The sequence below is a fragment of the Seonamhaeicola maritimus genome (genome assembly GCF_008056315.1).
Classification (GTDB): domain Bacteria; phylum Bacteroidota; class Bacteroidia; order Flavobacteriales; family Flavobacteriaceae; genus Seonamhaeicola; species Seonamhaeicola maritimus.
In genome coordinates this window covers 517-24,984 of sequence record NZ_VRKQ01000016.1, presented here as the reverse complement: position 1 = coordinate 24,984, position 24,468 = coordinate 517, and the positions used below count along the sequence as shown (strand labels likewise).

Here is a 24,468-nt window from a genome sequence, read left to right as displayed (position 1 = left end):
TGCTGACGAAGTAGAGGTAGCAAGAATTTTAGTAAAGAGAAGTGTTTTATAAGCAATCATAAATGCTCCCTGACAAAAACTATTTGATTAAACTGGCTCATACTAAAATGCCATACGGAAAGTACAAAGACCGTTATTTAATAGATTTACCGGAGTATTATGTGGTTTGGTATAATAACAAAGGGTTTCCTAAAGGAAAATTAGGTGATATGCTTAAGCAGGTTTATGAGTTGAAATTAAACGGACTAGAATATTTAATTAGAAATATTCAAAAGCAATATCCGAAGTAATGATGAAACTCCAAATTTAGATATATTTAACTTCTTCTATAAAGCTTTAAGCCAAACTTGATTATAAAATAATCCAAAGCCCATAATATAATATCTATTTCTAATTATGCTGTTTTTTGAGCAAAGTGAAATGAATCACTTTTCTATAACATAAAACAAAGTAGCATTTTAATTTTTTAATAAAGTTTTAACTGCTTCTTCAATTTGTTGGTCTCGACCTATTGCCATTATACCAGGCTCATTATGAACTTTAATATCTGGCTCTAATTGGTTGTTTTCTAAAAAAGGTTCACCTATTGGTCTCCATCCTCCCATTGGGATTCCAAAATATATAGTTGGGTCTATTTGAGTTTCCCACCATACAAAGGTTCCAGTGCCTGGAACTGGCATTCCTAGAGTCTTTCCAATACCTTTTATCTTATAAGCCACGGGGAACAAATGAGCATCAGAGTAATTGCTTTCTCCCATAACCACTATGGATGGTTTTACCCATAAGCTTCTTGGTTGATGTCCAACGTATTGACCATGGGGTATGATCTCCATATACTTTTTACCGTTTAAAAAATCCGATAAGATGTCGTGAAGATTACCGCCTCCATTGAATCGAGTGTCTACAACCAAGGCGTCAGAACTTAGATGTTTACCCAGTGCGTCTTCAATTACTACTCTCATACTTGGGTCATTCATTCCTCTAACATGAACATAGCCTAATTTACCTCCAGATAAACGGCTAACTTCAGCACGTCTTGATTTTACCCATCTTTTGTAAAGCATCTGATTTTCTGCTCCTAATGAAATAGGTTTAACAACTTCTTCCCAGCGTGTGTTTTTAGAAGGGTCAAATATAGATAGTAAAACATACTTATCTTTTTTCCTATTTAACAATTGATAAAAATCTAAGTTTACTGAAAGTTTTTGTCCATCAATTTTTTCAATGATATGTCCAGCTCTAACTTTTGATGCTGCTTTATCCATTGGACCACCTATCAAAACTTCAGCTACTTTAACCCCAGTTTCAGAATGGCTATAATCATATAATATGCCTAAGGAAGATGTTTGATCTCCGTTTGGGTTATTGAAACGATATCCACTACCGGTATGAGATGCATTCATTTCACCAAGCATTTCACTAAGCATTTCTGCGAAATCATAATTATTATTAATATGAGGAAGGAACTTTTTGTATTCATCATAGTAAAATGCCCAATCTACACCTTGAAGATCCTCAACATAAAACTTATCTCTTAGTTGTCTCCAGCTATGATTAAAAATGTAGTTACGTTCTTCTGATTGTTTTAACACCATTTCACCTTTGGTATTTATTGATTTTACTTTAGCATCAGATATGTTTACTTTTTTAAGCTTTCCATCTGCTATTAATAGAATGAATTTATCATCTTTCGACAAGATCATTTTTGCATTACCAACTCCTAATTTTGCAAATAGTTTATTCTCTTTTTTTCTTAATTCGGATACCCAAAGGTCATTTTTTCCTTCAAACCTAGATAAGTAATATAGTTTATCACCCTCTTTTGAGAGCAGCCAATCACTAATTCTAGAAGTATGTGTTGTTAACCTTAGTTTACGATCTCTCATATGATTCCAGTCGAAAATTAAGTCTTTAGTATCGTTACTTTTTGCAACGTCAGCTTTATTTTTAGCCTTCTTTTTAGAACTAGTATTAGATTTATCCTGGTCACCTTTGTCATCTTCCTTTTTCTCTATGTCTTTTAAAAGGTCGAAATCGGCTTTAGATAAATTGAATCTATCAAATGCCTCTTTGGAAAAGAACATTGCAAAAACATCAATCTCATTGGGGCGTCCATTTTCCATTTTTGCACTTTGTCTTGTTGAAACCCAAGTCATCATTTTACCATCTGAAGACCATTTTGGAGCAAAATCAAAATATCCACTCTGAGTTAAATTTCTTATTTCTCCTTTACCAGAAGCTTTAGTAAGACCAACTTCCTCTTGCATGATACTTTCTTCTTGTCCAAATTGAAAAAGTAACCACTTACTATCTGGGGACCATTGAAACCACATATCACCATCTGCATAAGAATAATTATGTTTAGCGGGTACAACCGTTCTAGTATTTTTAGATTCTAGGTTTATAACTTTAATAGTTGTGCGGTCTTCTAGATATGCTATTTCCTTACCATTGGGTGCGTATAAAGGCTGAAATTCTTCTTTACCGGTTTGGATTATAACCTTTTCTTTTAATAATGTGGAAGCGTAAAAATAAGGTTCATCTTCTCTTACAATGGAGGTTTCATAAATACCCCAACTGTTATTCACTTCGGCAGCATAAACCAAAGATTTACCATCTGGACTAAAGCTAACACTTCGTTCTTGGTAAGGCGTATTAGTAATTCTTTTTGTGCTACCGTTTTCAATATTACTAACAAAAATTTCCCCTCTAAATACATAGGCAACTTCTTTACCGTTAGATGATAAATGGGTTTCAGTAAAATTGCTGTTAACAGGTACTATTTTTTCTAATGTTGAACGACCATCATAGTTTAATTCAATGCTTACTTTTTGAGGTGCATTGTTAGGGGCCATTGTGTATATTTCACCATCAAAACTAAAGCACAATGTATTATTATCTGATGAAGAAAGAAACCTTACAGGGTGTTTGCTAAAAGACGTTAATGCTTCATTTTGATTCGGGTTTTCTATAGAGCTTTTGTGCACATTGAAAGCCCCAGTTTCTTCAGATAAGTAATAAAAATCAATATTATTACTATCAAATATTGGATTTCGATCTTCTCCGTTAAAACTTGAAAGTTGTTTATAAGACTTGTTTTCTAAATTGTAAGACCAAATATCTCTGGTTACAGCAGAGGTATGGTGTTTACGCCAATCATTTTCATACCCTTTTCTATCATGAAAGATTATTGTTTTTCCGTCGGAGCTATAAGTGGCGTTATGAGCAGGAGAAGTAAGCTCTAACATGACACGGCCACCTGAAGCGGGTACACTGTAAAGTTCTGCCATTACACCAGATGGGAATTGAACATTGGTATGTAAATCTTGCCTAAGGCCAGAGAATAAGATGTTTTTATTGTCTGTGCTAAAATCACTTGGTACTTCGTTGTTAGAGTGATAGGTAAGTCTTTTAGCTTCTCCACCGATTGATGACATAACAAATACATCAAAATTACCATATCTATTTGATGCAAAAGCAATTTGTTTTCCATCATGACTCCATACAGGATTAAATTCATAACTATCTGATAAAGTCATAGGAACGGCCATTCCACCAGAGGAAGGAACTTTATATATATCACCTTTATAATTAAACAGAATTGTATTGCCATCAGGAGATATTGAAGGATATCTTAACCAAAGCGGATTGTTTTGTGAGAAGCTAGTTAATACGAATAAAAGTGTGATTAACGATAGAATTTTTTTCATCTGGTTTAAATGTTTTATACCTACTTGCAAGTATAAATTTGCGAGGTATATTGGTTGAGCTACTAATTTACGAAATATAATATGCTTAAGCCGTCTAGTTTACCTATAAGAGAAGACAAATTATTAAGAACCAAAATGGTCAATAATTCATTTTTTTGTAACAAAAAAAGCAGCAACATTTAATAAAGGTTACTGCTTAATATTTTAATAACAATTTTATTTCTGTTGTTTTTGTAAAGTCCTACTTTTTACCGTGTCATATATGATGTGCAAGTGCTCAATTTGGTTTTTAGAATTGAATTCAAGAATATCCACAACATCAAAGGTGACAACTGATTTGTCTGCCAAAGTCCACTTATAATTAAAGTAAATGGCAATTTTATTTGTTTCAGCTTCTTCAAAAACACCCTTTAAACTTAATTTGGAATTATTAGTATCATTAAATAGTTCTTTGTAAAAGACTGATGCTTTTTTAGTTCCATAAATAGGAGAACTAACCAAACCATTCTCTGAAAATAATTCTAATATGCCATTTAAATCTCCTTGTTCTAAGAAATTGAGATATTGCTTTGAGATTTCTTTTTGAGTCATTGTTATTTGATTAATCAAAAAAAAGCCAATAACAGTAGTTATAGGCTTTTTATATATTATTGCGAATTAAATCTTAATTATTCAACATCACAGGCATTACGAGCATGGTCACTTGCTCACCTTCATCTAAACCATCAATTGGTGTTAAAATACCAGCTCTATTTGGCATACTCATTTCTAATTGCACTTCATCTGAACCTAAGTTGTTCAACATCTCTGTTAAGAAACGTGAGTTAAAACCAATTTGCATATCGTCACCTTGATAATCACAGGTTAAACGTTCTTCTGCCTTGTTACTATAATCAATATCTTCAGCCGAAATATTTAATTCAGCACCAGCAATTTTTAATCGTATTTGGTGTGTGGTTTTGTTTGAGAAAATACTAACACGACGAACAGAATTTAAAAACTGCGTTCTATCAATAACTAATTTATTTGGATTTTCCTTCGGAATAACCGCTTCGTAATTCGGGTATTTCCCATCAATTAATCGACAGATTAAAACCGAATTTTCAAAAGTGAATTTTGCATTAGATTCATTGTACTCAATGCTTACCTCATCTTCGCTAGCAGCTAAAATCCCTTTTAATAAATTCAAAGGTTTTTTAGGCATAATAAATTCAGCCACTTGGTTAGCACTCACATCTTCACGTGTATATTTAACCAATTTGTGGGCGTCTGTAGCCACAAAGGTCAATCCTTGTTGAGAGAACTGAAAAAATACACCACTCATTACTGGACGTAAATCATCATTTCCTGCAGCAAAAATGGTTTTGCTAATAGCTGTTGCTAGTACATCACCAGTGACAACAGTTTTACTTGGGTCTTCAAGTGCTACAGCTTTTGGGAATTCGTTTCCATCGGCGTAAGCCAAAGCATATTTACCATGATTAGAGCTAATTTCAACGGTGTTATTTTCTTCAACAACAAAAGTTAAAGGTTGCTCAGGAAATGTTTTTAAAGTATCAAGTAATAAACGAGCAGGAATAGCTACACTACCCGTACTATCACTTTCAACATCTAGTGTTGAAGCCATAGTAGTTTCTAAATCACTAGCAGAAACTGTAAGCGTGCTATTGTCTAATTCAAATAAGAAATTATCTAAAATAGGTAAGGTGTTCGAGTTATTAATAACACCACCTAAAACCTGTAGTTGTTTTAATAAATACGTGCTTGATACTATAAATTTCATGTATGTATGCTGAATTTAATTTTTTGAATAATGCTATCTACAAATATATTCTATACAGATAAATAACCGAAACAAACTTATTAACATTTAGGATGCATATTTTTTCTTCCTAATGAAATTAAATACAAATCCGAAAAGAGCTAATAACACCAATGGTAGTGCAATGTTTATAAGTTGCCATTTGGTTTTTTCTGAGGCTATTTTTTCTTGATCTAGAAAGGCCACGGCTATTTCTTTAGACCTAATGTTTATAAGTCCGTCATCATCCAATAAATAATTAACCGCATTCAAAAGAAATTCTTTGTTACCGTAGTTTTGTCCAGTCCATCTATCAAAACCTAATTCTAGCGGTTGGTTTTTAGATACATCATTTTTAATAACATCACCATCGGCAATAACAATCATTTTTGTTGGTGTACTTTCATCTTTTATTTCAGAAAGTTTAACAGGCTTAATAAGGTTTTTATAGGCCGAAGAAAATGATCCTTCAATTAGAACAGCCAAGGTTTGATTTCCTTTATTGAATAATTTAGGGTCTTGTTCCTTGGTAACAATATCTAAACTGATTTCACGCGGTGTTCCTTCTAGTTTAGTCAATGGTGCCGATTCTAAAAGAATAGTTTTGTTTAAATTGTTTTTGAGGGTATCAATTTGATTAGCAAAATCAAAACGAACCAAATTCAAGTTATTTACAATGGGATGATTACTACTAGAACCTGCTAAAGGTGAATAAGACCATCTTAGATTCTGAAATTGAGAGTTACTACCTTCACCCATAGCCAAAGTAATAGGAGCTGAATATAGTGTGCTTACAAGGCTAGGATTGATTCTAATACCATATTTGAAAAAGAAATCGGTTAAATTTAAATCTCTTGAAACTGCATAATTCTTTCCAGTTTCATTGTATAAGCTATCTTTTTCAATAGCAACCGCATCAATAAGCCAAAGGCTTTTGCCTCCATTCATGGTAAATTGATCTAAGACCAGTTTTTCGGCTTCAGTAAAAGCTTCGGTAGGTTTAGCCGAAATTATTAAATCGAAGTCATTCAGACCATCAAGAGTTTTTTGAGGATTACTGGCAACACTGTCTAATGTGTATTTACCAATGTTATAATACTCACCTAATTTTTTCGCAAAATCAGCAATGTAAATATCACCAAGTTGTTTGTTGCCTTTTAGAATGGCAATTTTATGTCTTTTTGGTTTTGTTAACTTACTAAAACCATCAGCAAAGGCATATTCTAAATGTTGCACAGAATTAGAAACCAATTCTTGCTGGTTAGCATCAATTTTATTTTTTATAAGAGGAATGACCACGGTCTGCTCATTGTAACTGGCCAAAGCCCAAGGAAATATAATGGCTTTTGTAGACTTGCCACTTTCAGTAACGTCTAATTGCATGGGTGTTAAACCGCGTGCCATCAGTAAATCAATGTTTTGCTCCCGAACAGATTCCTCTTTAATAGGGTTTATAAAACTAAAAAGAATATTATCATTAATGTTTGCAAATTCCTCCAATAACTGCTTCGTTTCAGATTGTAATCTTCTAAATTCAGAAGGAAAATCTTCACCTTCTAAAAACACATCTATAATGATAGGAGATTCAACATTTTCAATAATACTGATGGAAGATTCACTCAAAGTATAGCGTTGGTCTTTAGTTAAATCAAAACGTTGATGAACAGATGCTGTAAAAATATTTAAAACTATTAGCCCTAATGGTAATACCAAGAGATGCAGTAACTCTTTTTTCTTAAAAGATTCATTCTTAATGCCTCTTACGGTAAGTAGAATAAAAAATATGGTAACACTTAAAAAGTAGAGTATATCTGCCGTATCCAATACCCCACGACTCATACTTTTAAAATGGTAACTCATACCTAATTGCTCAACAATATTACTGGCAGTAAAATCGGCAATACCTTCAAAGCCAATGTAAAATAAGAAGCACAGAAACACGGAAATAATAAATGCAACAATTTGATTGTCTGAAAGGGTAGAGGCAAAAACCCCAATGGCTGTGTATGCAGCTACCAAAAACAACAGCCCAAAATAAGAACCTAGCGTGCTACCAACATCTAAATTACCAACGGGATTACCTAATTGATTTACCGTGTAAACATAGAGTAGTGTTGGTAAAAGTGCTATAACTATAAGAATAAAAGCGCCTAAATATTTTCCTAAAACAATTTTTAAATGGCTTATTGGTTTGGTTAAAAGTAGCTCTAACGTACCTTGCTTTTTTTCATCAGAAAAACTGCGCATGGTCACAGCAGGTATCAAGAAAATAAGTATCCACGGAGCCAATAAAAAGAATGATGATAAATCTGCAAATCCGTAGTCTAAAATGTTGAACTCTCCTTTAAAAAGCCATAGAAACAATCCGTTTAACAATAGAAAAATGGCTATAACTAAGTAGCCTATTGGTGATGCAAAAAATGAGTTTATTTCTTTTCTTAAGATTGCTAACATTTATAAATCTCTAAATTGTTTTGTATTTATTTGGAACCAAAGATATTAAACCATGAACAGAAACTCCAAAGAGAATTAAATACAGGCTAAACCTAGTTAGAGGTCTTTCAATATTTTCAGTAGGTAATTCTGTAAAGAAACCATAAATAACTAAAATAGTGGCACTAAAAATTACTAAAGACCCTAGTTTTTGAACCAAATTAATCCATTTAGTTTTAGATAGTTTTAAATGTGCTCCTAAAGCCGCATTAATTAGCCCAAAAAGGAGAATATATAAATGGCCAGCTCTAAAAAGAGCTCTATTCATCAATTCCATATCTTGTAAATGATTGAAATTCTTGTCCATGTATTGACCAGTTAGCAGAAAAATAATCACCACCAAAATGCCAAAAAACAAATGGATTTTACCAAGCATAAATATTTATTTTAAACTTTCTAATTTATCAACACTCCAAGCTTCAGGTTTCATATTAAAAAGTGCCTTGGTTTTTTTCCAAATGCCTTTAAATAAATCAGATTGTCTGTAATTTTCTAAATCACTTTCAGATTCCCAATAGCTATAGGTGAAAAAAATATTCGATTGGTTTTTATCTCTATAAAGTTCTAAAAATCTACAACCTTTAAAGGTTCTTATGCGTTCTTTATTTTCTTTAAAATCTGCTAGAAAAGTGTCAATATGCGTTTCATCAAATCCCATTTTTACAATTCTAACAAACATAAATTTTATGGTGTTTTTATAAATTTAACACTAACGGTATCCATAAGCCCTAAACCCATTAAACTACTAGCACTTCCAACAGTGGCTGAGTTACTTTTGTACACTGCAATTTCTAAAAAATTACCAGAATTAAAAACAACCAATCCTTTACCTTCATCATGTCTTTTATCTTCAGGAATAGTAAAGTCTATTAAATCGCTATATTTTTTGAATATCTTTCTGAACTTATAATTCCGAGCCGAAATCTCAAAAGAGCGTCCTTTTTGCACTGTTTCAAAAAAGCCACGTTTAATATTGGTAATCACATTTCCGTAGTTATCAATGTAAATAACTCTACCAATAATTTGGGTTTTGTCATCGTTAACATAAGGCACAATGTTCTTTATTGGTTTAATTTCACCAATAGTTTTTCCAATAACTTCTAAAGTCCCACCACGTGCAATATGGCAAGCTACTTTTACAAACACATCTAAAACAGGAAAACTGGTTTGTATTTTATCATGAATATTTATTTCCACTATTTTTTCAGGAGCAATTTCAGAACAAATCATGCTCATAATACCATTGTTGGCACAGATAAAGTAATGATCGTCTAACTTAATAGCAATATGTTTGTTTTCCTGATTTATTTCAGCATCTATACCAATAATATGAATGGTTCCTTTCGGGAAACTACTGTAAGCATTCTGAATTATATAAGCCGCTTCTGGAATATTAAAAGGAGATACAGAATGTGAGATATCAACAATTCTAACATTGGGCAGTTCACTGTAAACAGCGCCTTTTGTCGCGCCAACAAAGTGATCTTTTTCACCAAAATCAGTCGTTAAAGTTATTATCGCCATTGGCAAAATTGTTGATATGTTTTTAACTTAAGGTCGCTCAATTTGTGTATTTTTGAACAATTCAAAAGTACATGAATTTTTTCATTTTGAAAATGCAAATAGGCTAAATGAAAAAATTATTTGTACTAACGAAGAGGTTCCTGAAGTAAAACAAAAATTTGTAATTTATTTATTCAAAATTTTGTTTCTTACAGAAGAAATCTAATTAAATCATTTTATCTGATTAAACATATTTTTTAATATTATCAGAAGTAATTTAAAATAGTCTACGCCTTTGAACGAATTAATCTTTGAACTTGAAGAAATCACTCCAAAAGAGTTTTTTGGAGCCCAAAATGTTAACATTGAACTTTTAAAAAAGTATTTTCCTAAACTAAAAATTGTAGCTAGAGGTAATAAAATTAAAGCCTTTGGTGACGAAGAATTGTTGGAAGAATTTGATCGCCGACTCACCATGTTATTAAAGCATTACGCTAAGTACAATAAATTGGATGAAAATGCTATTGAACGCGTTTTAACAAGCGTGAGTAGTGAAGATTATAACACCTCTCAACAGAGCGGAGAAGTGATAGTTCACGGAGTAGGTGGTAAACTTATAAAAGCGCAAACGGCTAATCAACGCAGGTTGGTTGAGAGCATGCGTAAAAACGATATGGTTTTTGCCATTGGGCCAGCAGGTACAGGTAAAACTTATACAGGTGTTGCACTAGCGGTACAAGCGCTTAAAAACAAAGAAGTTAAACGTATTATTTTAACACGTCCAGCAGTAGAAGCAGGGGAGAATCTAGGTTTTTTACCGGGCGATTTAAAAGAAAAGTTAGACCCATACATGCAGCCATTGTATGACGCATTACGTGATATGATTGCACCAGAAAAATTAGCACATTATATAGAGAACGGAACCATTCAAATAGCGCCATTGGCATTTATGCGTGGTAGAACTTTAGATAATGCTTTTGTTATTTTAGATGAAGGCCAGAACACTACACATGCCCAAATGAAAATGTTCTTAACACGTATGGGTAAAAACGCGAAATTTTTGTTAACCGGAGATCCTGGGCAGATAGATTTACCAAGAAGAACCATTTCTGGTTTAAAAGAAGCCTTATTAATTTTGAAAAACGTAGAAGGTGTTGGTATGATATTTTTAGACGATAAAGATGTAATCCGTCACAAATTGGTTAAAAAGGTAATTGCAGCATATAAAAGTATAGAGAATAGAGACTAATGAGTAACACAATAATAGACACCAATTTTAATTTTCCGAGGCAAAAAAATGTCTACAAAGGAAAAGTAAGAGAAGTTTATAACATAAATGATGATGAATTGGTAATGATTGCTACCGATAGGTTGTCGGCTTTTGATGTGGTTATGCCAAAGGGGATTCCATACAAAGGGCAAATACTAAATCAGATTGCTACAAAAATGATGGCAGCAACCGAAGATTTGGTTCCTAATTGGTTAACAGCAACTCCAGACCCTAACGTTGCCGTAGGGCATTTATGTGATCCATTTAAAGTAGAAATGGTTATTAGAGGTTATATGTCTGGTCATGCAGCCAGAGAGTACAAAGCAGGTAAACGTATGCTTTGTGGGGTGCCTATGCCAGAAGGTATGAAAGAAAACGATGCCTTTCCAGAGCCCATTATAACACCAGCTACCAAAGCAGAAATGGGCGACCATGACGAGGATATTTCTCGTGAAGATATTTTAAAACGAGGCATTGTTTCAGAAGAAGATTATATCATCCTTGAAGATTATACACGCAAATTATTTCAGCGTGGTTCTGAAATTGCCGCAAGTAGAGGTTTAATTTTAGTGGATACCAAATACGAATTTGGAAAAACTAAAGACGGACAAATAGTACTTATTGATGAAATTCATACACCAGATTCATCGCGCTATTTTTATGCTGATGGTTATGAAGAACGTCAAGCAAACGGAGAAGCTCAAAAGCAACTTTCAAAAGAGTTTGTACGCCAATGGTTAATCTCTAATGGGTTTCAAGGTTTAGAAGGACAAAACGTGCCGTTTATGAGTGATGAATATATAGAAACGGTGTCTGACCGTTATATTGAGCTTTATGAAAACATCACGGGAGAAACGTTTGTAAAAGCCGATGTTTCAAACATTCAAGAACGCATTGAAGCCAATGTTTTGGAGTATTTAGGATAAAGATTAGAAGTTTATATAATTAAAATAGACCTTGCAAAAGCAAGGTCTTTTTTGTTATGGGTTTTGATGGTTGCGCTTAGCGGTTTGTATAAGAATAGTGCGGTTTTGAGCCCGAGGATTTTCCCGCCTACCATTTTAATTTAGGATTAAACTTAAGCATTATTTTTATACAATGTTGGCACACGTTTTTATTTTATACCAAACTTTGCTTTCAGTTTTTTCCACGAAGTTTCTACATTACCATGTTTTAATTTAGGGAGAGACTTCAATTTTTCAAATTCCGATTCAGGGTAATTCCAAGAACAATTGAACCTTATTAAGTTTGTCAAATCCAATAAAGGGTCAAAGGATTTATCCTTTACTCTAGAATTTGTCATAGTAAAATATTTTAATTTTTTTAATGAGCGAAGTGGTTCCAAAGTATCAATTTTTTGGGCAGTCCACATACTTCCGTCAATTCCTAAACCCTCTAGTTGCTTTAGTCGACTAATCACGCTAAAATCGGAAACTTTGTTTAGTTGTTCTAATTCCAATGTTTCAAGTTTTGTCATTTTACCAAGAATTTCAATACTCTCAACTTGAGATGAACTTCCAAGTTTTAGGTGCTTAAGTTTATCCAACTTGATAAGATTATCTAGATTTTTTATCCCGCTCCATTTTATCCATACTCCTTCGAGATTGGTCATTTGACAGATTGAGTCAAATATTTTTTGATTTACTTTAGAAGGAAGCCAAAGAAATTTTATCTCATGCAAATAAGGTAGTTTTTTGCACCAAATTTCAATATTCTTTTTTTGTTGATATGAAGTTAAATTAGTTTGGGTAATAAATAAACTCAATTTGTCTGAATGTCTATAATTTTCAAAATATGTAATTGAAACTTTAGGCGGAATAAAACCATTCTTAATATTCCAAGGTCCATATTTAATTTGAGCTTTAGTCATTTCTAATGTGTACAAACGTTAAGGATAAAAATGCGTTTTAATGATTTATATCCACTGATAAGTGAAGTTAATTTTTAAAAATTAGAAAATCAATATATATATCAAGTAATGACAGAAAAGTTATAAACAGCCTTTAGTCAAAAAGCTAAAATAACCAACAAAATTACTTTTCTTATTTTTGAAAGGTTCTTACATAAAATTATATATATGAATGTTCTTGGGATTGATATTGGTGGCACAGGTATGAAGGGTGCTTTAGTAAACTCGTTAACTGGTGAAATGATTACCGAACGGTTTAGAGTACCTACACCAAAATCTAAAAAACCCAAAGACATGGCTAAAGTTTTTGATAAAATTGTTAGGCACTTTAATTATAGCGGACCTGTAGGGGTTGGTTTTCCAACTATTATAAAACATGGTGTTTGTATGGCCACGGGCAATTTGCATAAAAGTTGGTTAGGTGTAAATGCCAAGGAACTATTTTCTGAAGCTTGTGGTTTACCTGTTACGGTTATTAACGATGCTGATGCTGCTGGTTATGCGGTTATGAATTTTGGAATTGGTAAAGGTAAACATGGTTTGATAATGATGATAACCATAGGTACAGGTTTAGGTAGCGGAGCGTTTTTAAATGGCGAACTGTTACCTAATTTTGAATTAGGACAAATACCTTATAAGAAATACGATAAAATAGAAGCTTATGCTTCAAATTCGGCAAAGAAAAATGATAATTTAAGTTATAAAGATTGGGGCAAACGTTTCAATACATTTTTAGAATTGGTTGAAATTATAACATGCCCAGATTTAATAATTCTTGGAGGTGGAAGCTCTAAAGATTTTGAGAAATACAAGAAACAAATTAAAATACAAACACCAGTTATTGCTGCAGAACTTGGAAATCATGCCGGTATTATTGGGGCCGCCGCCGCAGCCTTACATGAAGCACCAAAAGATTGATGTTAATCGTCTTTGGCATCATCAACATATATAAGACCTGTAAAATCTCCCGATCTTATTTCACCTGCTAAATTATTATCTCGGTCATAAAGATTGCAACTAATTAACATGCTAACTTTTAGTATAGTACCTGTATAAAATAGGTAATTATGTAGTTCTTCAATTTTATAAATATTGATGGAGGAATCATTGTCAAATTTAGCATTTAACTGATGGGTTTTCATGTTGTGTATGTCGGCAACATCTAAAACAACCCTGTACCGTAAAAGGAACTCTTGTCTTTGCTCTAAACTGAGTTCTCCTAGAGGTAATTTTGCTTTAATATCCTCAACATCTTTAGTGTTTGCTTTGGGTGTATAAATAAATAAGGCTTCATCACCATTATTAACGGGCCATGTATCCATTCCCATTACAAATCGGCCAATAGGTGCTTCGTGCCCCTCAACTTCACCACCAGAATATCTTTGATAATCTTGTATGCCATCATTGAAACATTTTACATCATCATTGATATACCCTGAAAAATGAAACTCTTTTGCATTTCTGCATGGCGATTCTTCAACAATAGCGGTCTCTTCTTTTACAGTTTCACTACATGTAAAAAAGAAAACAGTTAAAACAATTAAGGTTAAAATCTTTTTCAAACTATATTAATTGAAGTTAAATTTACTTAATTAATATTTTATCCTTGACGTAATTTCGGTCAAAAAAATGTTAAATCTTAATGTACCGGTTTAAAAACCCTAAACCAATCCACTTTCATGGTATTCTTATCGGGGTTGTTTAAATCTGCATCGGTTGGTGTTCTATCTGCTTTTACATGCCAATCTTGAGATTCTAGATTGATGATTATATTTAATGGTTTTGTAAAACCTTTTCCACCTTGATACTCATAAGGGTCTATAATGCTCACTGAGGATGTATTACTTGTTTTTTTAAGTTCTTCAAAAGAGTATGTGTCTAGGGTACTGAAAGAAGTTATTTTTTGTTTTCCGTATTCTACATCTAGTTTACCATTGGTCATGGTTGGGTAGCCATATTGCCATTTGCCGTTAACTTTTGTTACCAAGGCTTTGTCATATAAAACACGTACCAATTCGCCATCAATATAATGTTCAAAATGTACGGGGCTTTTCCAATACACTGCCGTTCTTACATATTTTCTATCGCCATTATTCCAGCAGTATTCTCCCCAACCAGAAACACCATCTCTATTATACCAAGCACCTTTATCTCTGGGTTGATAATCTGTAAATGGTTTTCTAATAAAGGAATGGTGACTTATATGAATGGACTTTGCGAAATAGCTATTACCCGGTTCTTTTCCGCCGTAGCATTCCATAATATCAATTTCTTGGGTGGCATCCGGACTTAGTAACCATACATCTGAAGCCAATACAATATTAGCTACGCTACTCTTGCTTTCAATGAACACTGGATATACCACTGTTTTAGTTGAAGTGATACAGCCCGCACTTATGCCTCCGTTTGGTTTGTTCATTTTGTTAAATTTTAAAGCTTTAGGTTCGGCTTCATTTTTACCCTTCCAGCGTGAAGCTTTTATAATTAAATCATTACCATCAACAGCTACATGATTGTATTTCCAATACGTAGTTCCTGGGCCATCCCACTTGCTTTGGTAAAAGTTTATCCATTTTTTATCACCAAATTTGGTCTTCTTATTCTGTGGTAAATAGGTATAATTAAAATCATCTGAAAAATCTGTTTGAAACTCCCAAACTGTGCCGTCTTGTAAATGTTTTGGTAGCGGTAAGGTTTCTATATCTTCGGTTTGTCCAAAGCTTGAATTGAAGACAAAAATGATAACAATGAGAATGGTTTTAAATAATTTCATGTGTTCTAAATTATGTTTGTTACAAACTTAGTATAGGGGCTTTTAAGGCTTGTAATTCAAAACTTGAAATTAACTATACAATAAACTGATGAGGAAAACTAATGTTTAAATATGTAGAACATAATGCCAATTCAAGAAAACATAAATGGATAACTTCAATTTTGGTTCATGGCATTCACAAATGACGTTTGTCAAAAGTGACGTCAAAAAGAATAAAAACAACAAATAGTATATATATGCTCAAAATTGATGGTTAAACGCTTAACTTTGCAGCTTAATAAAAAATGGCGCTATATATCAGAATGTCATTTGCACAATCATATATATGTCATTTAATTCATTAGGCTTATCTACAGCCTTACTAAAAGCCATAAGTAAACAGGGCTATACAACACCGTCTCCTATTCAGCAAAAAGCCATTCCTTTAATTTTAGAAGGGAAAGATGTATTAGCATCGGCACAAACCGGAACCGGTAAAACAGCAGGTTTTACTTTGCCAATGCTACAAAAGTTGTCTCAAGGACAACACATGCGGAAACGTCCGATTCGGGCTTTGGTATTAACGCCAACAAGAGAATTGGCAGCACAGGTACATAATAATGTAAAAGCTTATAGTGAGTTTTTAGATATACGCTCTGCAGTTATTTTTGGTGGGGTAAATCAAAGGCCTCAGGTAGCAACCATTCGTAATGGAGTTGATATACTTATTGCTACTCCAGGTCGCTTGTTAGATTTAGAAAACCAAGGTTTACTATCGCTTGCTAAAATTGAGATTTTGGTTTTAGATGAAGCTGATAGAATGCTTGATATGGGCTTTCTGAGAGATATTAAAAAGGTGATTAGTTTGATGCCTGCTAGAAGACAGAATTTGTTGTTTTCAGCCACCTTTTCAAAAGAGATTAAAGATTTAGCGAACACCTTTTTGCATCATCCTGTGTTGGTTGAGGCTACCCCAGAAAACTCAACTGTTGATGCCATAGAGCAAAAAGTATATAGAGTAGCTAAAGGCAAGAAAACAGGCTTAATAATTAAGCTAATTTCTGATGGTAATTGGAAACAAGTATTAGTTTTTACCAGAACCAAGCACGGCGCTAATAAGCTTTGTAAAAAAATGGTAAGTGCAGGAATATCGGCAGCAGCTATTCATGGTAATAAAAGTCAAGGAGCCAGAACTAAAGCTTTAGCCGGATTTAAAAGAGGCTCTGTAAGGGTTTTAGTAGCCACTGATATTGCAGCTCGTGGATTAGATATTCCCTTATTACCGCACGTTGTAAATTTTGAATTGCCTAATATATCTGAAGATTATGTACACCGTATTGGAAGAACTGGAAGAGCAGGAGCTAGTGGTGAAGCTATTTCTTTAGTAAGTGCTGATGAGACCTCATATTTAAGGAGTATTGAAAAGTTGGTAGGACTGAAAATTCCGGTAGAAATTATTGAAGGTTTTGAACCAGATCCTAATGCATCAACCGAACCTATTAAACGAAGTCAGGGTGGTGGGAATAGAAGAAAATCTAATTCTAGACGTTCTAATAATTCTAGAAGTGATGGGAATGAAAGTAACCAATCTAGACGACCGAAACGAAATAGAAACAGACGCTCTAATGACAATAAACGTTAATACATGACACCAGAGCTCAAAGACAAAATTAGAACTGTTTGTGATAAGAAAATTGCACAAAAAGGAACCAATGTTGGCATATCCTTTTATGCGTTTTTTGCTAATAAAAATGATAATCCAGAATTGTTAATGGAAGCTGCTACTTGGTGGATTCAAACGCACCAATTAGACCATTTTGAAAAAGCAACCAAAATAAAAGCATTGGTGTTGTAATGGAACAACAACCTAATAATCCTTTACATGGCGTAAAGCTAGAACAAATTATAAACGATTTGGTAGCGCACTATGGTTGGGAATATATGGGATATACCATTAATATTAGATGTTTTACACATGATCCTTCTGTAAAATCTAGTTTAAAATTTCTTAGACGAACCCCTTGGGCAAGAACTAAAGTAGAGCAGATGTATTTAAAAATGTTACAAAATAGACGTTAGGATATGGTTTAAAACCATCGGTTTACTATTACAGCCATAATGAAAATCATAACCATCCAAAATAAGTAACCATAAGCTTTAACCCGGTACGCCTGTTTTAACTTTTTCTCAAAACCATATCTTTTAAATCTGTCTATTTCAGATTCTGAGAAGTGATCATCTCTATGATTGGAACTAGGTGTAAAGAATGGTAGAATAAAAAAGTATAACCATTCTTCAGCTGTTAAGGGGTCAGTCTTTCTTTTTTCTCTATTTCTTTTCTCTAATTTTTCAGACATGAATAATTACAATTAATCAACCTACCATTTAATACTAATTCATTGTGGTAGTTGTCTAAAGATATATTGTTTTTTTGATTCTAAGTTATAGTATTAATCAAGAATAAAATCTTTAATTGGCTTTCTCTTTCTAGAAGATGGATTCTCTTTAGGATAGCCTATTGGTATCAAAGCTACTGGATATGTATTATCATTCCACCCGAAAAGTGTTCTAATTTCTTTTTCATTCATTAATCTCACCCAACAAGTTCCTAAGCCAAAATCTAAGGCTCTTAAAACTATATGTTCAATAGCTATAGCTACATTAAATGCTACAGATTGCCTTAAGGTTTCAATAGCTATTTGAGATTTCTTTTTGGTGGCTTTATGAAGTATTTCGCAAATAGATTCATTAAATACGCCCACTTTACCTAAATCTTGAATTCCCGAAGTGCGCCCATCTAAATAACCTTGAATATCGGCACATACCACTAATACCACAGGGGCTTGAGATACAAATTTTTGATTAAAAGCTATATTTTGAAGTTTAGCTTTTATCTCGGTATCTTTTACAATTTTGAATCTCCAGGGTTGAGAATTACATCCAGAAGGAGCTAATCTTGCTGATTCTAATAATTCCATAATTATTTCATCAGAAATAGTATCAGGTTTAAATGCCCTTATACTACGTCTGCTCTCAATAGCTTCTTTTGTGCTTAATAATTTAAAAGACATAACTAAATATTTAAAGGAGAATTTATAAGAAATAAAATTTCAATAATGATAATTAACTACCCTACCATTTAATGCTTGTTCATTTCGGTAGTTGTTTACCGGCATATTGTTTTTAAGTTTCAATACTTCTTCTACTGATAAAACTATAGGCTCTTTAAACACAATCCAGTTCACATTTTCAGAACAAGGAGGTGTAGTTAAAGATCCTCCATAAGAATAGTAATGCTTATCTTCTAAAAACAAACTAGATAAATCTATTTTTTGATGAATGTCTTTTACAGCACCGTTTTCAAGCGGTAAAAAGCTTTCAAAAAACTCAAATAACTGGCTTTCTTCTCCTTCTTCACCTAAAACCCCTAAAACAGTAATTTCGCCTTTTTTACTCACGTGTACCAAGTGCATTTCAATTGGGTAAATCATCCCATTAATACGATGCTCTGCTGGTTCATGAAAATGAATTTGTTTTAAGTAAAAAGTTTTACCCATATAGTTTATAGAATCTCCTGGTTCAAAATCAAATTGAATGGAATGTCCGTTGTTTTCAACCTCACTTAATAGGGTAGAAGGCGTGTACTGTATTTTTAAATCATTATTAATTCTTACCGAATCTACGTCTTTGTGTATAATGTTTATTGGAGATTGATGGTGACCATCGCAATCTGAATTTTTTTCAATTTCAGCCCAATGAATTGGAGATGTTTCCCCTTCATAACTCCAGTGTTTATCTATGGAGTGTTCAACTATTGTTTGGTGTTTTGCTTTGATACATGCTACTGAGAATATTAATACAATTCCTAATAGCAGTTTAATTGCAGTTTTCATTTTAAATGTTTTCCATTGTTTAACACCACAAAATTAGCTTCACTAAAATTTATAAAACCTAACCTTTGTCAGTTTTGGAACATTTAAGGCAAAAGTTATTAACTATTACGTTTTCAAAAGCAGTATTAAACCCGTTCACTTCCAGGTTTACCCATAAGATTTTGTAATTCGTCAAGATGGTTTTCGTAAACTTTCCTTGGAGAAACCTTGTTTTTAACGCAAATAGATGCTGCTTTTCCAACTGTTTCTCCCATCATTCCACAGGTTTTCATAACACGAACTGGTCCAAGCCCAGTTTTAGTAACACTGATGTTTCTACCAGCCATGAATAGGTTTTTGATGTTTCGGCTGTAAAGGCTTCTATATGGCCCCCAATATAAGCCTCCGTATTTATAATCTTTTCCTCTGGTGAAATCTGATATAAATTCATTGCCTTCAAAGCCTTCTTGATATTCTTTTTTAGGAAAATGAATGTCTACATGCCATGAACACGGATAAGCTTTGTCATCAAATTCTTTTTGCGATTTAAAATCTTCTGCATCAAGGACAACATCGCCCATTAACCGTCTTGATTCTCTTTTTCCGGCAATGAAAGCGGACCAACCTAACCTATGATTGGGGTACATACCATCTACATTTTTAATAGCATCCCATGCACCATACATGGCCCTAAAATTATGGTCGCGAATTAATTCAATTTGGGTCACTTGGTCTTTATTGAAACCGCTTTCCCAATACCACATATTAGCAAAAGCTTGCAGCCCTTCTTCATTTCTATGCGTAATCACACCTTTTCTTCCTGGGAATGGTTTATCGGATAAATCTAAAGCCCACTCACAGCGTGGAAACGGTTGCTCTACATTTCCAACTTCACACTTTAATGCTAGAGCACTTTTGTCTTTGCATTCGCAAGCCAAAACTTCATCCATATTAGAAGCGTCCAAGACATTAAATAGGTTGGAGCTACCCATGAGATTTTCAACCTTATATTCATAATCTGCCCCTGCTTTAAACCCAATAGAAGCGTCTCCTGTACAATCTGCAAAAAGCTTAGCAGTTAACCTAGTTTGACGCGCAGTTATGGTACTTTGAGCAATTATTGCTTTGATTTCATTGTTTTCAGTTTCAACATCAATAGCTCTATGGTTAATTAATAGGGTAATATTAGGCTCATTGCTAACAACATCAAATTTTCTAGAATCATCATAATATTTGGCATGAACACCGTTTAATACTTGCCCTTTTTCTTTTACAATAGGGGGTAATATTTCATTAACAATATCACCAATATGAGTAAATGGTTCTTTGTTGGTATGCCCTTCAGGCCATACTCTAACCTCAGAACTTCCATTTCCACCAAGAACAGGTCTGTCTTGGATAAGTGCTACTTTTATGCCGTTTCTGGCAGCTGATATTGCGGCACAAGTTCCGGCTAATCCGCCACCTGAAACAATAAGGTCAAAACTGCCACCATCATCTGGTTTATCAGGTAAATTAAGAAGGTTTCGTCTGAATTTAGTTAAAGCCTCTATGTCATTGGTAGGTTTAAAATCAACATCTTTACAGAAAAGTATTGCTTCACAGCGTCCTTCAAATCCTGTAAGGTCATGTAAGGCAATAGTTGCTTGGGTATCTACTTCCACGGTACCACCATCATGCCAGTGCCATTCAGCATTTTTAGTTCCAAATGTTTCGTTCAATGCTTTTCCATCTATTAAAACCTGAAACTTCCCAGGTGCTCCAGGGGCATTCCAAGGTGCTACCCAATCTCTGGTTCTTACCCAAACACGATAAGTGCCTTTAGAAGGAAAATTTACTTGTGCAACAGCATCTTCAACCGCTATTCCAAGTCCGTGAGCCAATAGATAGGGTGATCCCATTTGTTCCATTGATTGTTGGTCTAGAGACCAACCACCGTAGTTGTCAAAACCTTCGGCTTCTATGAATGCAAATTCTCCATTTTTAATGGATTCTTTTTTATCGCCGCAGGCATAAAGTCCACCTGCTAATAAAAAAAGACTACCGCTTCCTAAGGTTCCAATAAATTGCCTCCGTTTCATTTGTATGGTTTAGTTGTTTGAGTAGTAAATTTATTCTTTTAGGATTGAAAAGACAAAACATTACTTCCATACTATGCCATAAGCATTAAATTGATATTCGGAAACGATGCCGAATTATAGCTTTAATCCTTGTTAAATAAAAACTGTTGAACAAAAACAACTAGAATTCCTATTAGAAGGACAATGCTACTAATCAAAATATAAAAGAGATAGTTTTCCGGTAAATGTAGATTAAGCCATATGGTCAACCCTTTATAAAAAATAATTGCTTCCAAAAGAAGAAAACCGAAGACATATAATATCAAGCCGGTTTTGGTAAGCTTTATTAACTTGAAATAATTTAAAAAGCCGAGTAAAGTTAGACTAACAACACCCAAGAATACCCAGTGTAAATACCCAATAATAAAATCAATGTTTGACGATATAGCTTCCATGTTATTTGGGAAGGTGCCCGCATATTGCAGCAAAAGTTTAACGCTAAAACAAATTAAGGTGATTTTTAATATCCAATAGTAAACCTTGGTAAAATTGGCCTTTATTTCATTTTTTTGTCGGTATAATTCTCTTACTAAAAAAACTAAGGCGACAATTTGAATTAATCCACCAATACCTGCTAAACCATTGATGGTTGAATGTAATCCCATCCATAGAATTGATATGGTAAAGGTTAGAATAACACCTAAATTTATATAAATATAAAAACGATTGAAACCAGTTTTAGATATTTTTATATCATGCCTTTCAAAAACATATATCAACACACCAAAAAGGGCTAGAATAAACCAACCGTTATATTGAAAATGTAAGTAGAAGTAAATAGCATTTCTGTACCAGCTAGAAGTACTTCCAAGGGTATTCATAATAACACCAAGGGCTAACGGACCAATACTTGAAATTATCATATACCATAAACCTATACGCATGCATTTAAATGAATTGGTCTGCTTCTGTGTTATCGGTGTATGTTTAAACACCATATGGCTAAAGGCATAAGAAGTTATTAAGAAAAGTGTTGAAAATAGGATTGAAAATAAAGCGTATCCTGTAAATGGAAATGACGCGAGCATACCCACGATGGTAAATTGAGTAAACCAAAATAAGCGTTTGTACTTTTTATCTATAGCAGAATGCCGTAAGTATAACTGATAAATTAATACCATGAATGCGGTATACACCCAACCTAACAATGCTATATGAGAATGGGCATGCACTACATGCTTATAGTTAAAATTGAAATCGGCAACAGGAAAACTACGCAGCAATACACCTAATATGGCAATAAGTAAAAAATAACCTAAAGCCAAAAGGCTGTATTTCTTTGTGTTTATCATGGATTAGACATGTGAGAATGAATCACTTTCCAATCACCTTTTATTTTTGAATATACAAAGGTCCAAGCAAATTTACCTTTTAAAACACGGCCGTCAACCACATTGGCAGAAAAGGTACCAGAAACCGTTAAAAGCGCTTTGTCTTTTGATAAAACAGTAGCTTTTTTATTTGTAACGGTCATGACTTGAGAGTCTAAACCCTGAATACCACGTTTGAAACCAACCATTAATTCATCGAAAGATTCAAAATAATTACCATTATCAATGAATCCTGATTTTAAAGAATCGTTAATATTCCCAACAATTCCATCAACATCAAGTTTTTCACCGGCTTCAATGCTCTTATCAAACACTTTATAAATGTCGTTTTCAATTTTTTTAATAGTGGCGGTTGATAGGTTCTGAGAATAGCTTAAACCTTGAGAAATTAGGATTAACAATCCGGTTAAAATCAGAACACGGAACCTTTGTGTAGTACTCATGATTTTTATTTTAAAATTATATATGAAGAAGGCCTATTTTAAAGCCTTTACTTTTTTAATTTTGAATACTACTAAGATAGTTAACAGTAACATACTAATGAAAATAACATACACAAATTTTGGCACGGGAACAGAATCCCCCGCAGCGTAACTATGTAAACCAGATAAATAATAATTTACCCCAAAAGAAGTCATGATTATTGACCAAAAAGCGAAGGTAACAGCTCAAATTAGTGGGTAATTGTTTTAGTCTTGTTAAATTACTGATAATTAGTTCTTCAGATTTTATTATTCGTATTAGTTAGTTGGTATTTAAGTATCAAATAGGTCTTTAACATTTGTTAGAACCCTTTAATATTGATTGGATAAAACCTTCGTGGTTCAAATTAGGGGTTACTAAGTTGGTTTGATGTTTTTATTCTGTGGACACTTTTCTTTTACATTAATTAAAATTAAAGGAAGTCCAGATGGAGTGTAGATATTGTAAAGGAGTGTGCATTAAAAATGGTTTGCAATCTAATGGTAAACAAAGGTATAAGTGTAATCATTGCCATAGATCACAACAATTATGTTATAGCTACCAAGCTTACTATGTTAATACTAATCACAAAATTTATAAGCTAGTTATCAATAGTTGTGGGGTTTCAGATATGTCTAGGGTATTAGGAATCAGTAGGAATACAATTTCAAAGCGAATATTGGAATTAAGTCAGAGAATATCACCACCTAAATTAGATGAAACAGGTCAGGCTTATGAGGTAGATGAACTTAAAGTAAAATGCCATCAAGTAGAAAACTGTTGGGTTACCTATGGTATAAATAAAAAGATCAAACAGGTTGTGAGTTTTGTGATAGGAGGTAGGTCAAGAGAATATCTAGGAGTTGTAACAGAAACGATTATGGGATGGATTGAAACCAGTTAGCATATATACGGATAAATGGATTTCTTATAAAAGTTTAATTCCTTCGAGCATTCATAATTTCACAAATTATGAAACAAATCAAATTGAAAGAATTAATTTGAATTTGCGTACACATTTAAAGCGATTAAGTCGAAGAACCATATGCTACACAAAATCTGTAAGGATGTTGTATGCTACATTGAAACTTTATTTTTGGGGTTCACATTTAAGCTTTTTAAAACTGAAAAAAACTTCAAAATTGCAGTGTAAATTATTGATAATCCGAAAGCCAAAACTGCATACGATTTTATAGAATTATAGGCTGTGAGGCCAGTATAGGTGTTTGAAAAAAAATCAAACTC

At 33.3% G+C, this 24,468-nt stretch carries 25 protein-coding genes and 1 pseudogene; 9 read left to right on the top strand and 17 right to left on the bottom strand.

The features are described from left to right. Positions 1 to 62: 62 nt before the first annotated feature. Positions 63 to 290: a DUF3820 family protein gene (locus FUA22_RS14090; protein WP_147769242.1), complete on the top strand. Its 228-nt coding sequence runs from the start codon at positions 63 to 65 to the stop codon at positions 288 to 290. 168 nt (positions 291 to 458) lie between these two features. Here the strand turns inward: FUA22_RS14090 and FUA22_RS14085 are convergent, their stop codons facing one another. The 7 genes from FUA22_RS14085 to FUA22_RS14055 form a co-directional block, all read right to left on the bottom strand. Further along, entirely contained in the window at positions 459 to 3,710 is a 3,252-nt protein-coding gene (locus FUA22_RS14085) for a S41 family peptidase (RefSeq protein ID WP_147769241.1), read from the bottom strand. A gap of 216 nt (positions 3,711 to 3,926) precedes the next feature. Next, a complete protein-coding gene (locus FUA22_RS14080) occupies positions 3,927 to 4,301 on the bottom strand; it encodes a nuclear transport factor 2-like protein (protein WP_147769240.1) in 375 nt (124 codons plus the stop codon). A gap of 73 nt (positions 4,302 to 4,374) precedes the next feature. After that, positions 4,375 to 5,493 carry a DNA polymerase III subunit beta gene (gene dnaN / locus FUA22_RS14075; protein ID WP_147769239.1) on the bottom strand — a complete coding sequence of 373 codons (1,119 nt, stop codon included), beginning with the start codon at positions 5,491 to 5,493 and terminating at the stop codon, positions 4,375 to 4,377. Between the two features lie 87 nt (positions 5,494 to 5,580). Continuing rightward, positions 5,581 to 7,965 carry a gliding motility-associated ABC transporter substrate-binding protein GldG gene (gldG, locus tag FUA22_RS14070; protein ID WP_147769238.1) on the bottom strand — a complete coding sequence of 795 codons (2,385 nt, stop codon included), beginning with the start codon at positions 7,963 to 7,965 and terminating at the stop codon, positions 5,581 to 5,583. 10 nt (positions 7,966 to 7,975) lie between these two features. Continuing rightward, positions 7,976 to 8,311 (bottom strand): hypothetical protein, encoded by a 336-nt coding sequence (locus tag FUA22_RS14065; RefSeq protein ID WP_206667111.1) that lies wholly within the window; start codon positions 8,309 to 8,311, stop codon positions 7,976 to 7,978. Positions 8,312 to 8,386: 75 nt separating this feature from the next. Further along, complete coding sequence (locus FUA22_RS14060) at positions 8,387 to 8,683, bottom strand: putative quinol monooxygenase (RefSeq protein ID WP_147769236.1); 297 nt, start codon at positions 8,681 to 8,683, stop codon at positions 8,387 to 8,389. Positions 8,684 to 8,688: 5 nt separating this feature from the next. Further along, positions 8,689 to 9,528: an SAM hydrolase/SAM-dependent halogenase family protein gene (locus FUA22_RS14055; protein ID WP_147769235.1), complete on the bottom strand. Its 840-nt coding sequence runs from the start codon at positions 9,526 to 9,528 to the stop codon at positions 8,689 to 8,691. A 274-nt stretch (positions 9,529 to 9,802) separates the two neighbouring features. Between FUA22_RS14055 and FUA22_RS14050 the strand changes: the two genes are divergently transcribed. Both FUA22_RS14050 and FUA22_RS14045 read left to right on the top strand, forming a co-directional pair. After that, positions 9,803 to 10,756, top strand: a complete 954-nt coding sequence (locus FUA22_RS14050) for a PhoH family protein (RefSeq protein ID WP_147769234.1) — start codon at positions 9,803 to 9,805, stop codon at positions 10,754 to 10,756. Further along, positions 10,756 to 11,703: a phosphoribosylaminoimidazolesuccinocarboxamide synthase gene (locus FUA22_RS14045; RefSeq protein ID WP_147769233.1), complete on the top strand. Its 948-nt coding sequence runs from the start codon at positions 10,756 to 10,758 to the stop codon at positions 11,701 to 11,703. Before FUA22_RS14050 ends, FUA22_RS14045 begins: the two co-directional genes overlap by 1 nt. A gap of 188 nt (positions 11,704 to 11,891) precedes the next feature. Here FUA22_RS14045 and FUA22_RS14040 read toward each other — a convergent pair whose 3' ends face one another. Continuing rightward, positions 11,892 to 12,647 carry a leucine-rich repeat domain-containing protein gene (locus FUA22_RS14040; protein ID WP_170309932.1) on the bottom strand — a complete coding sequence of 252 codons (756 nt, stop codon included), beginning with the start codon at positions 12,645 to 12,647 and terminating at the stop codon, positions 11,892 to 11,894. A 207-nt stretch (positions 12,648 to 12,854) separates the two neighbouring features. Between FUA22_RS14040 and ppgK the strand changes: the two genes are divergently transcribed. Further along, positions 12,855 to 13,604: a polyphosphate--glucose phosphotransferase gene (ppgK, locus tag FUA22_RS14035; protein ID WP_147769231.1), complete on the top strand. Its 750-nt coding sequence runs from the start codon at positions 12,855 to 12,857 to the stop codon at positions 13,602 to 13,604. Positions 13,605 to 13,606: 2 nt separating this feature from the next. Here ppgK and FUA22_RS14030 read toward each other — a convergent pair whose 3' ends face one another. Next, positions 13,607 to 14,248, bottom strand: coding sequence for a hypothetical protein (locus FUA22_RS14030; RefSeq protein WP_147769230.1), 642 nt, complete (start codon positions 14,246 to 14,248; stop codon positions 13,607 to 13,609). A 77-nt stretch (positions 14,249 to 14,325) separates the two neighbouring features. Continuing rightward, positions 14,326 to 15,459: a LamG domain-containing protein gene (locus FUA22_RS14025; protein WP_147769229.1), complete on the bottom strand. Its 1,134-nt coding sequence runs from the start codon at positions 15,457 to 15,459 to the stop codon at positions 14,326 to 14,328. Between the two features lie 325 nt (positions 15,460 to 15,784). Here FUA22_RS14025 and FUA22_RS14020 point away from each other — a divergent pair, with 325 nt between their 5' ends. Genes FUA22_RS14020 through FUA22_RS14010 form a run of 3 tightly spaced genes read left to right on the top strand, consistent with a single transcriptional unit; the run spans position 15,785 to position 17,517 of the window. Beyond that, on the top strand, positions 15,785 to 17,080 hold the full coding sequence (locus FUA22_RS14020; protein ID WP_147769228.1) for a DEAD/DEAH box helicase: 1,296 nt from the start codon (positions 15,785 to 15,787) through the stop codon (positions 17,078 to 17,080). 3 nt (positions 17,081 to 17,083) lie between these two features. Beyond that, a complete protein-coding gene (locus tag FUA22_RS14015; protein WP_147769227.1) occupies positions 17,084 to 17,293 on the top strand; it encodes a DUF6500 family protein in 210 nt (69 codons plus the stop codon). Continuing rightward, positions 17,293 to 17,517 carry a VF530 family protein gene (locus FUA22_RS14010; protein WP_147769226.1) on the top strand — a complete coding sequence of 75 codons (225 nt, stop codon included), beginning with the start codon at positions 17,293 to 17,295 and terminating at the stop codon, positions 17,515 to 17,517. Before FUA22_RS14015 ends, FUA22_RS14010 begins: the two co-directional genes overlap by 1 nt. Positions 17,518 to 17,525: 8 nt before the next feature. Here FUA22_RS14010 and FUA22_RS14005 read toward each other — a convergent pair whose 3' ends face one another. From FUA22_RS14005 to FUA22_RS18695, 7 genes and pseudogenes are all read right to left on the bottom strand, one after another. Further along, positions 17,526 to 17,795 carry a hypothetical protein gene (locus FUA22_RS14005; RefSeq protein ID WP_147769225.1) on the bottom strand — a complete coding sequence of 90 codons (270 nt, stop codon included), beginning with the start codon at positions 17,793 to 17,795 and terminating at the stop codon, positions 17,526 to 17,528. 93 nt (positions 17,796 to 17,888) lie between these two features. Continuing rightward, on the bottom strand, positions 17,889 to 18,509 hold the full coding sequence (locus FUA22_RS14000) for a nitroreductase family protein (RefSeq protein ID WP_147769224.1): 621 nt from the start codon (positions 18,507 to 18,509) through the stop codon (positions 17,889 to 17,891). Between the two features lie 39 nt (positions 18,510 to 18,548). Then, positions 18,549 to 19,331, bottom strand: a complete 783-nt coding sequence (locus FUA22_RS13995) for a carbonic anhydrase (protein WP_147769223.1) — start codon at positions 19,329 to 19,331, stop codon at positions 18,549 to 18,551. Positions 19,332 to 19,456: 125 nt separating this feature from the next. Continuing rightward, a complete protein-coding gene (locus tag FUA22_RS13990) occupies positions 19,457 to 21,391 on the bottom strand; it encodes an FAD-dependent oxidoreductase (protein WP_147769222.1) in 1,935 nt (644 codons plus the stop codon). Between the two features lie 122 nt (positions 21,392 to 21,513). Continuing rightward, the gene (locus FUA22_RS13985; RefSeq protein WP_147769221.1) at positions 21,514 to 22,722 is read right to left on the bottom strand and encodes a hypothetical protein; all 1,209 of its coding nucleotides are present in this window, start codon (positions 22,720 to 22,722) and stop codon (positions 21,514 to 21,516) included. After that, positions 22,719 to 23,204, bottom strand: coding sequence for a nuclear transport factor 2 family protein (locus FUA22_RS13980; protein ID WP_147769220.1), 486 nt, complete (start codon positions 23,202 to 23,204; stop codon positions 22,719 to 22,721). The genes FUA22_RS13985 and FUA22_RS13980 overlap by 4 nt, the downstream gene beginning before the upstream one ends. 33 nt (positions 23,205 to 23,237) lie before the next feature. Continuing rightward, a pseudogene (locus FUA22_RS18695) lies at positions 23,238 to 23,420 on the bottom strand (cytochrome c biogenesis protein); the annotation flags it as partial. A 251-nt stretch (positions 23,421 to 23,671) separates the two neighbouring features. On the opposite strand from FUA22_RS18695, the gene FUA22_RS18545 reads away from it, so the two are divergent. Further along, positions 23,672 to 24,127 carry an IS1 family transposase gene (locus tag FUA22_RS18545; RefSeq protein ID WP_147769219.1) on the top strand — a complete coding sequence of 152 codons (456 nt, stop codon included), beginning with the start codon at positions 23,672 to 23,674 and terminating at the stop codon, positions 24,125 to 24,127. After that, a complete protein-coding gene (locus FUA22_RS18690) occupies positions 24,114 to 24,419 on the top strand; it encodes an IS1 family transposase (protein ID WP_147769218.1) in 306 nt (101 codons plus the stop codon). Before FUA22_RS18545 ends, FUA22_RS18690 begins: the two co-directional genes overlap by 14 nt. The last annotated feature ends 49 nt before the right edge of the window (positions 24,420 to 24,468 follow it).

Bases quoted from the DNA above. Each gene is read 5' to 3' on its own strand.
- FUA22_RS14060 (WP_147769236.1), bottom strand. From the start codon at position 8,683: ATGTTTGTTAGAATTGTAAAAATGGGATTTGATGAAACGCATATTGAC.
- ppgK (WP_147769231.1), top strand. From the start codon at position 12,855: ATGAATGTTCTTGGGATTGATATTGGTGGCACAGGTATGAAGGGTGCT.
- FUA22_RS14000 (WP_147769224.1), bottom strand. From the start codon at position 18,509: ATGTCTTTTAAATTATTAAGCACAAAAGAAGCTATTGAGAGCAGACGT.
- FUA22_RS14085 (WP_147769241.1), bottom strand. From the start codon at position 3,710: ATGAAAAAAATTCTATCGTTAATCACACTTTTATTCGTATTAACTAGC.
- FUA22_RS14025 (WP_147769229.1), bottom strand. From the start codon at position 15,459: ATGAAATTATTTAAAACCATTCTCATTGTTATCATTTTTGTCTTCAAT.
- FUA22_RS14020 (WP_147769228.1), top strand. From the start codon at position 15,785: ATGTCATTTAATTCATTAGGCTTATCTACAGCCTTACTAAAAGCCATA.
- FUA22_RS14005 (WP_147769225.1), bottom strand. From the start codon at position 17,795: ATGTCTGAAAAATTAGAGAAAAGAAATAGAGAAAAAAGAAAGACTGAC.
- FUA22_RS14010 (WP_147769226.1), top strand. From the start codon at position 17,293: ATGGAACAACAACCTAATAATCCTTTACATGGCGTAAAGCTAGAACAA.
- FUA22_RS14040 (WP_170309932.1), bottom strand. From the start codon at position 12,647: ATGACTAAAGCTCAAATTAAATATGGACCTTGGAATATTAAGAATGGT.
- FUA22_RS13995 (WP_147769223.1), bottom strand. From the start codon at position 19,331: ATGAAAACTGCAATTAAACTGCTATTAGGAATTGTATTAATATTCTCA.
- dnaN (WP_147769239.1), bottom strand. From the start codon at position 5,493: ATGAAATTTATAGTATCAAGCACGTATTTATTAAAACAACTACAGGTT.
- FUA22_RS13980 (WP_147769220.1), bottom strand. From the start codon at position 23,204: ATGAGTACTACACAAAGGTTCCGTGTTCTGATTTTAACCGGATTGTTA.
- FUA22_RS14055 (WP_147769235.1), bottom strand. From the start codon at position 9,528: ATGGCGATAATAACTTTAACGACTGATTTTGGTGAAAAAGATCACTTT.
- FUA22_RS13990 (WP_147769222.1), bottom strand. From the start codon at position 21,391: ATGAAACGGAGGCAATTTATTGGAACCTTAGGAAGCGGTAGTCTTTTT.
- FUA22_RS14080 (WP_147769240.1), bottom strand. From the start codon at position 4,301: ATGACTCAAAAAGAAATCTCAAAGCAATATCTCAATTTCTTAGAACAA.
- FUA22_RS18545 (WP_147769219.1), top strand. From the start codon at position 23,672: ATGGAGTGTAGATATTGTAAAGGAGTGTGCATTAAAAATGGTTTGCAA.
- FUA22_RS14090 (WP_147769242.1), top strand. From the start codon at position 63: ATGCTCCCTGACAAAAACTATTTGATTAAACTGGCTCATACTAAAATG.
- FUA22_RS14045 (WP_147769233.1), top strand. From the start codon at position 10,756: ATGAGTAACACAATAATAGACACCAATTTTAATTTTCCGAGGCAAAAA.
- FUA22_RS13985 (WP_147769221.1), bottom strand. From the start codon at position 22,722: ATGATAAACACAAAGAAATACAGCCTTTTGGCTTTAGGTTATTTTTTA.
- FUA22_RS14015 (WP_147769227.1), top strand. From the start codon at position 17,084: ATGACACCAGAGCTCAAAGACAAAATTAGAACTGTTTGTGATAAGAAA.
- FUA22_RS14065 (WP_206667111.1), bottom strand. From the start codon at position 8,311: ATGGACAAGAATTTCAATCATTTACAAGATATGGAATTGATGAATAGA.
- gldG (WP_147769238.1), bottom strand. From the start codon at position 7,965: ATGTTAGCAATCTTAAGAAAAGAAATAAACTCATTTTTTGCATCACCA.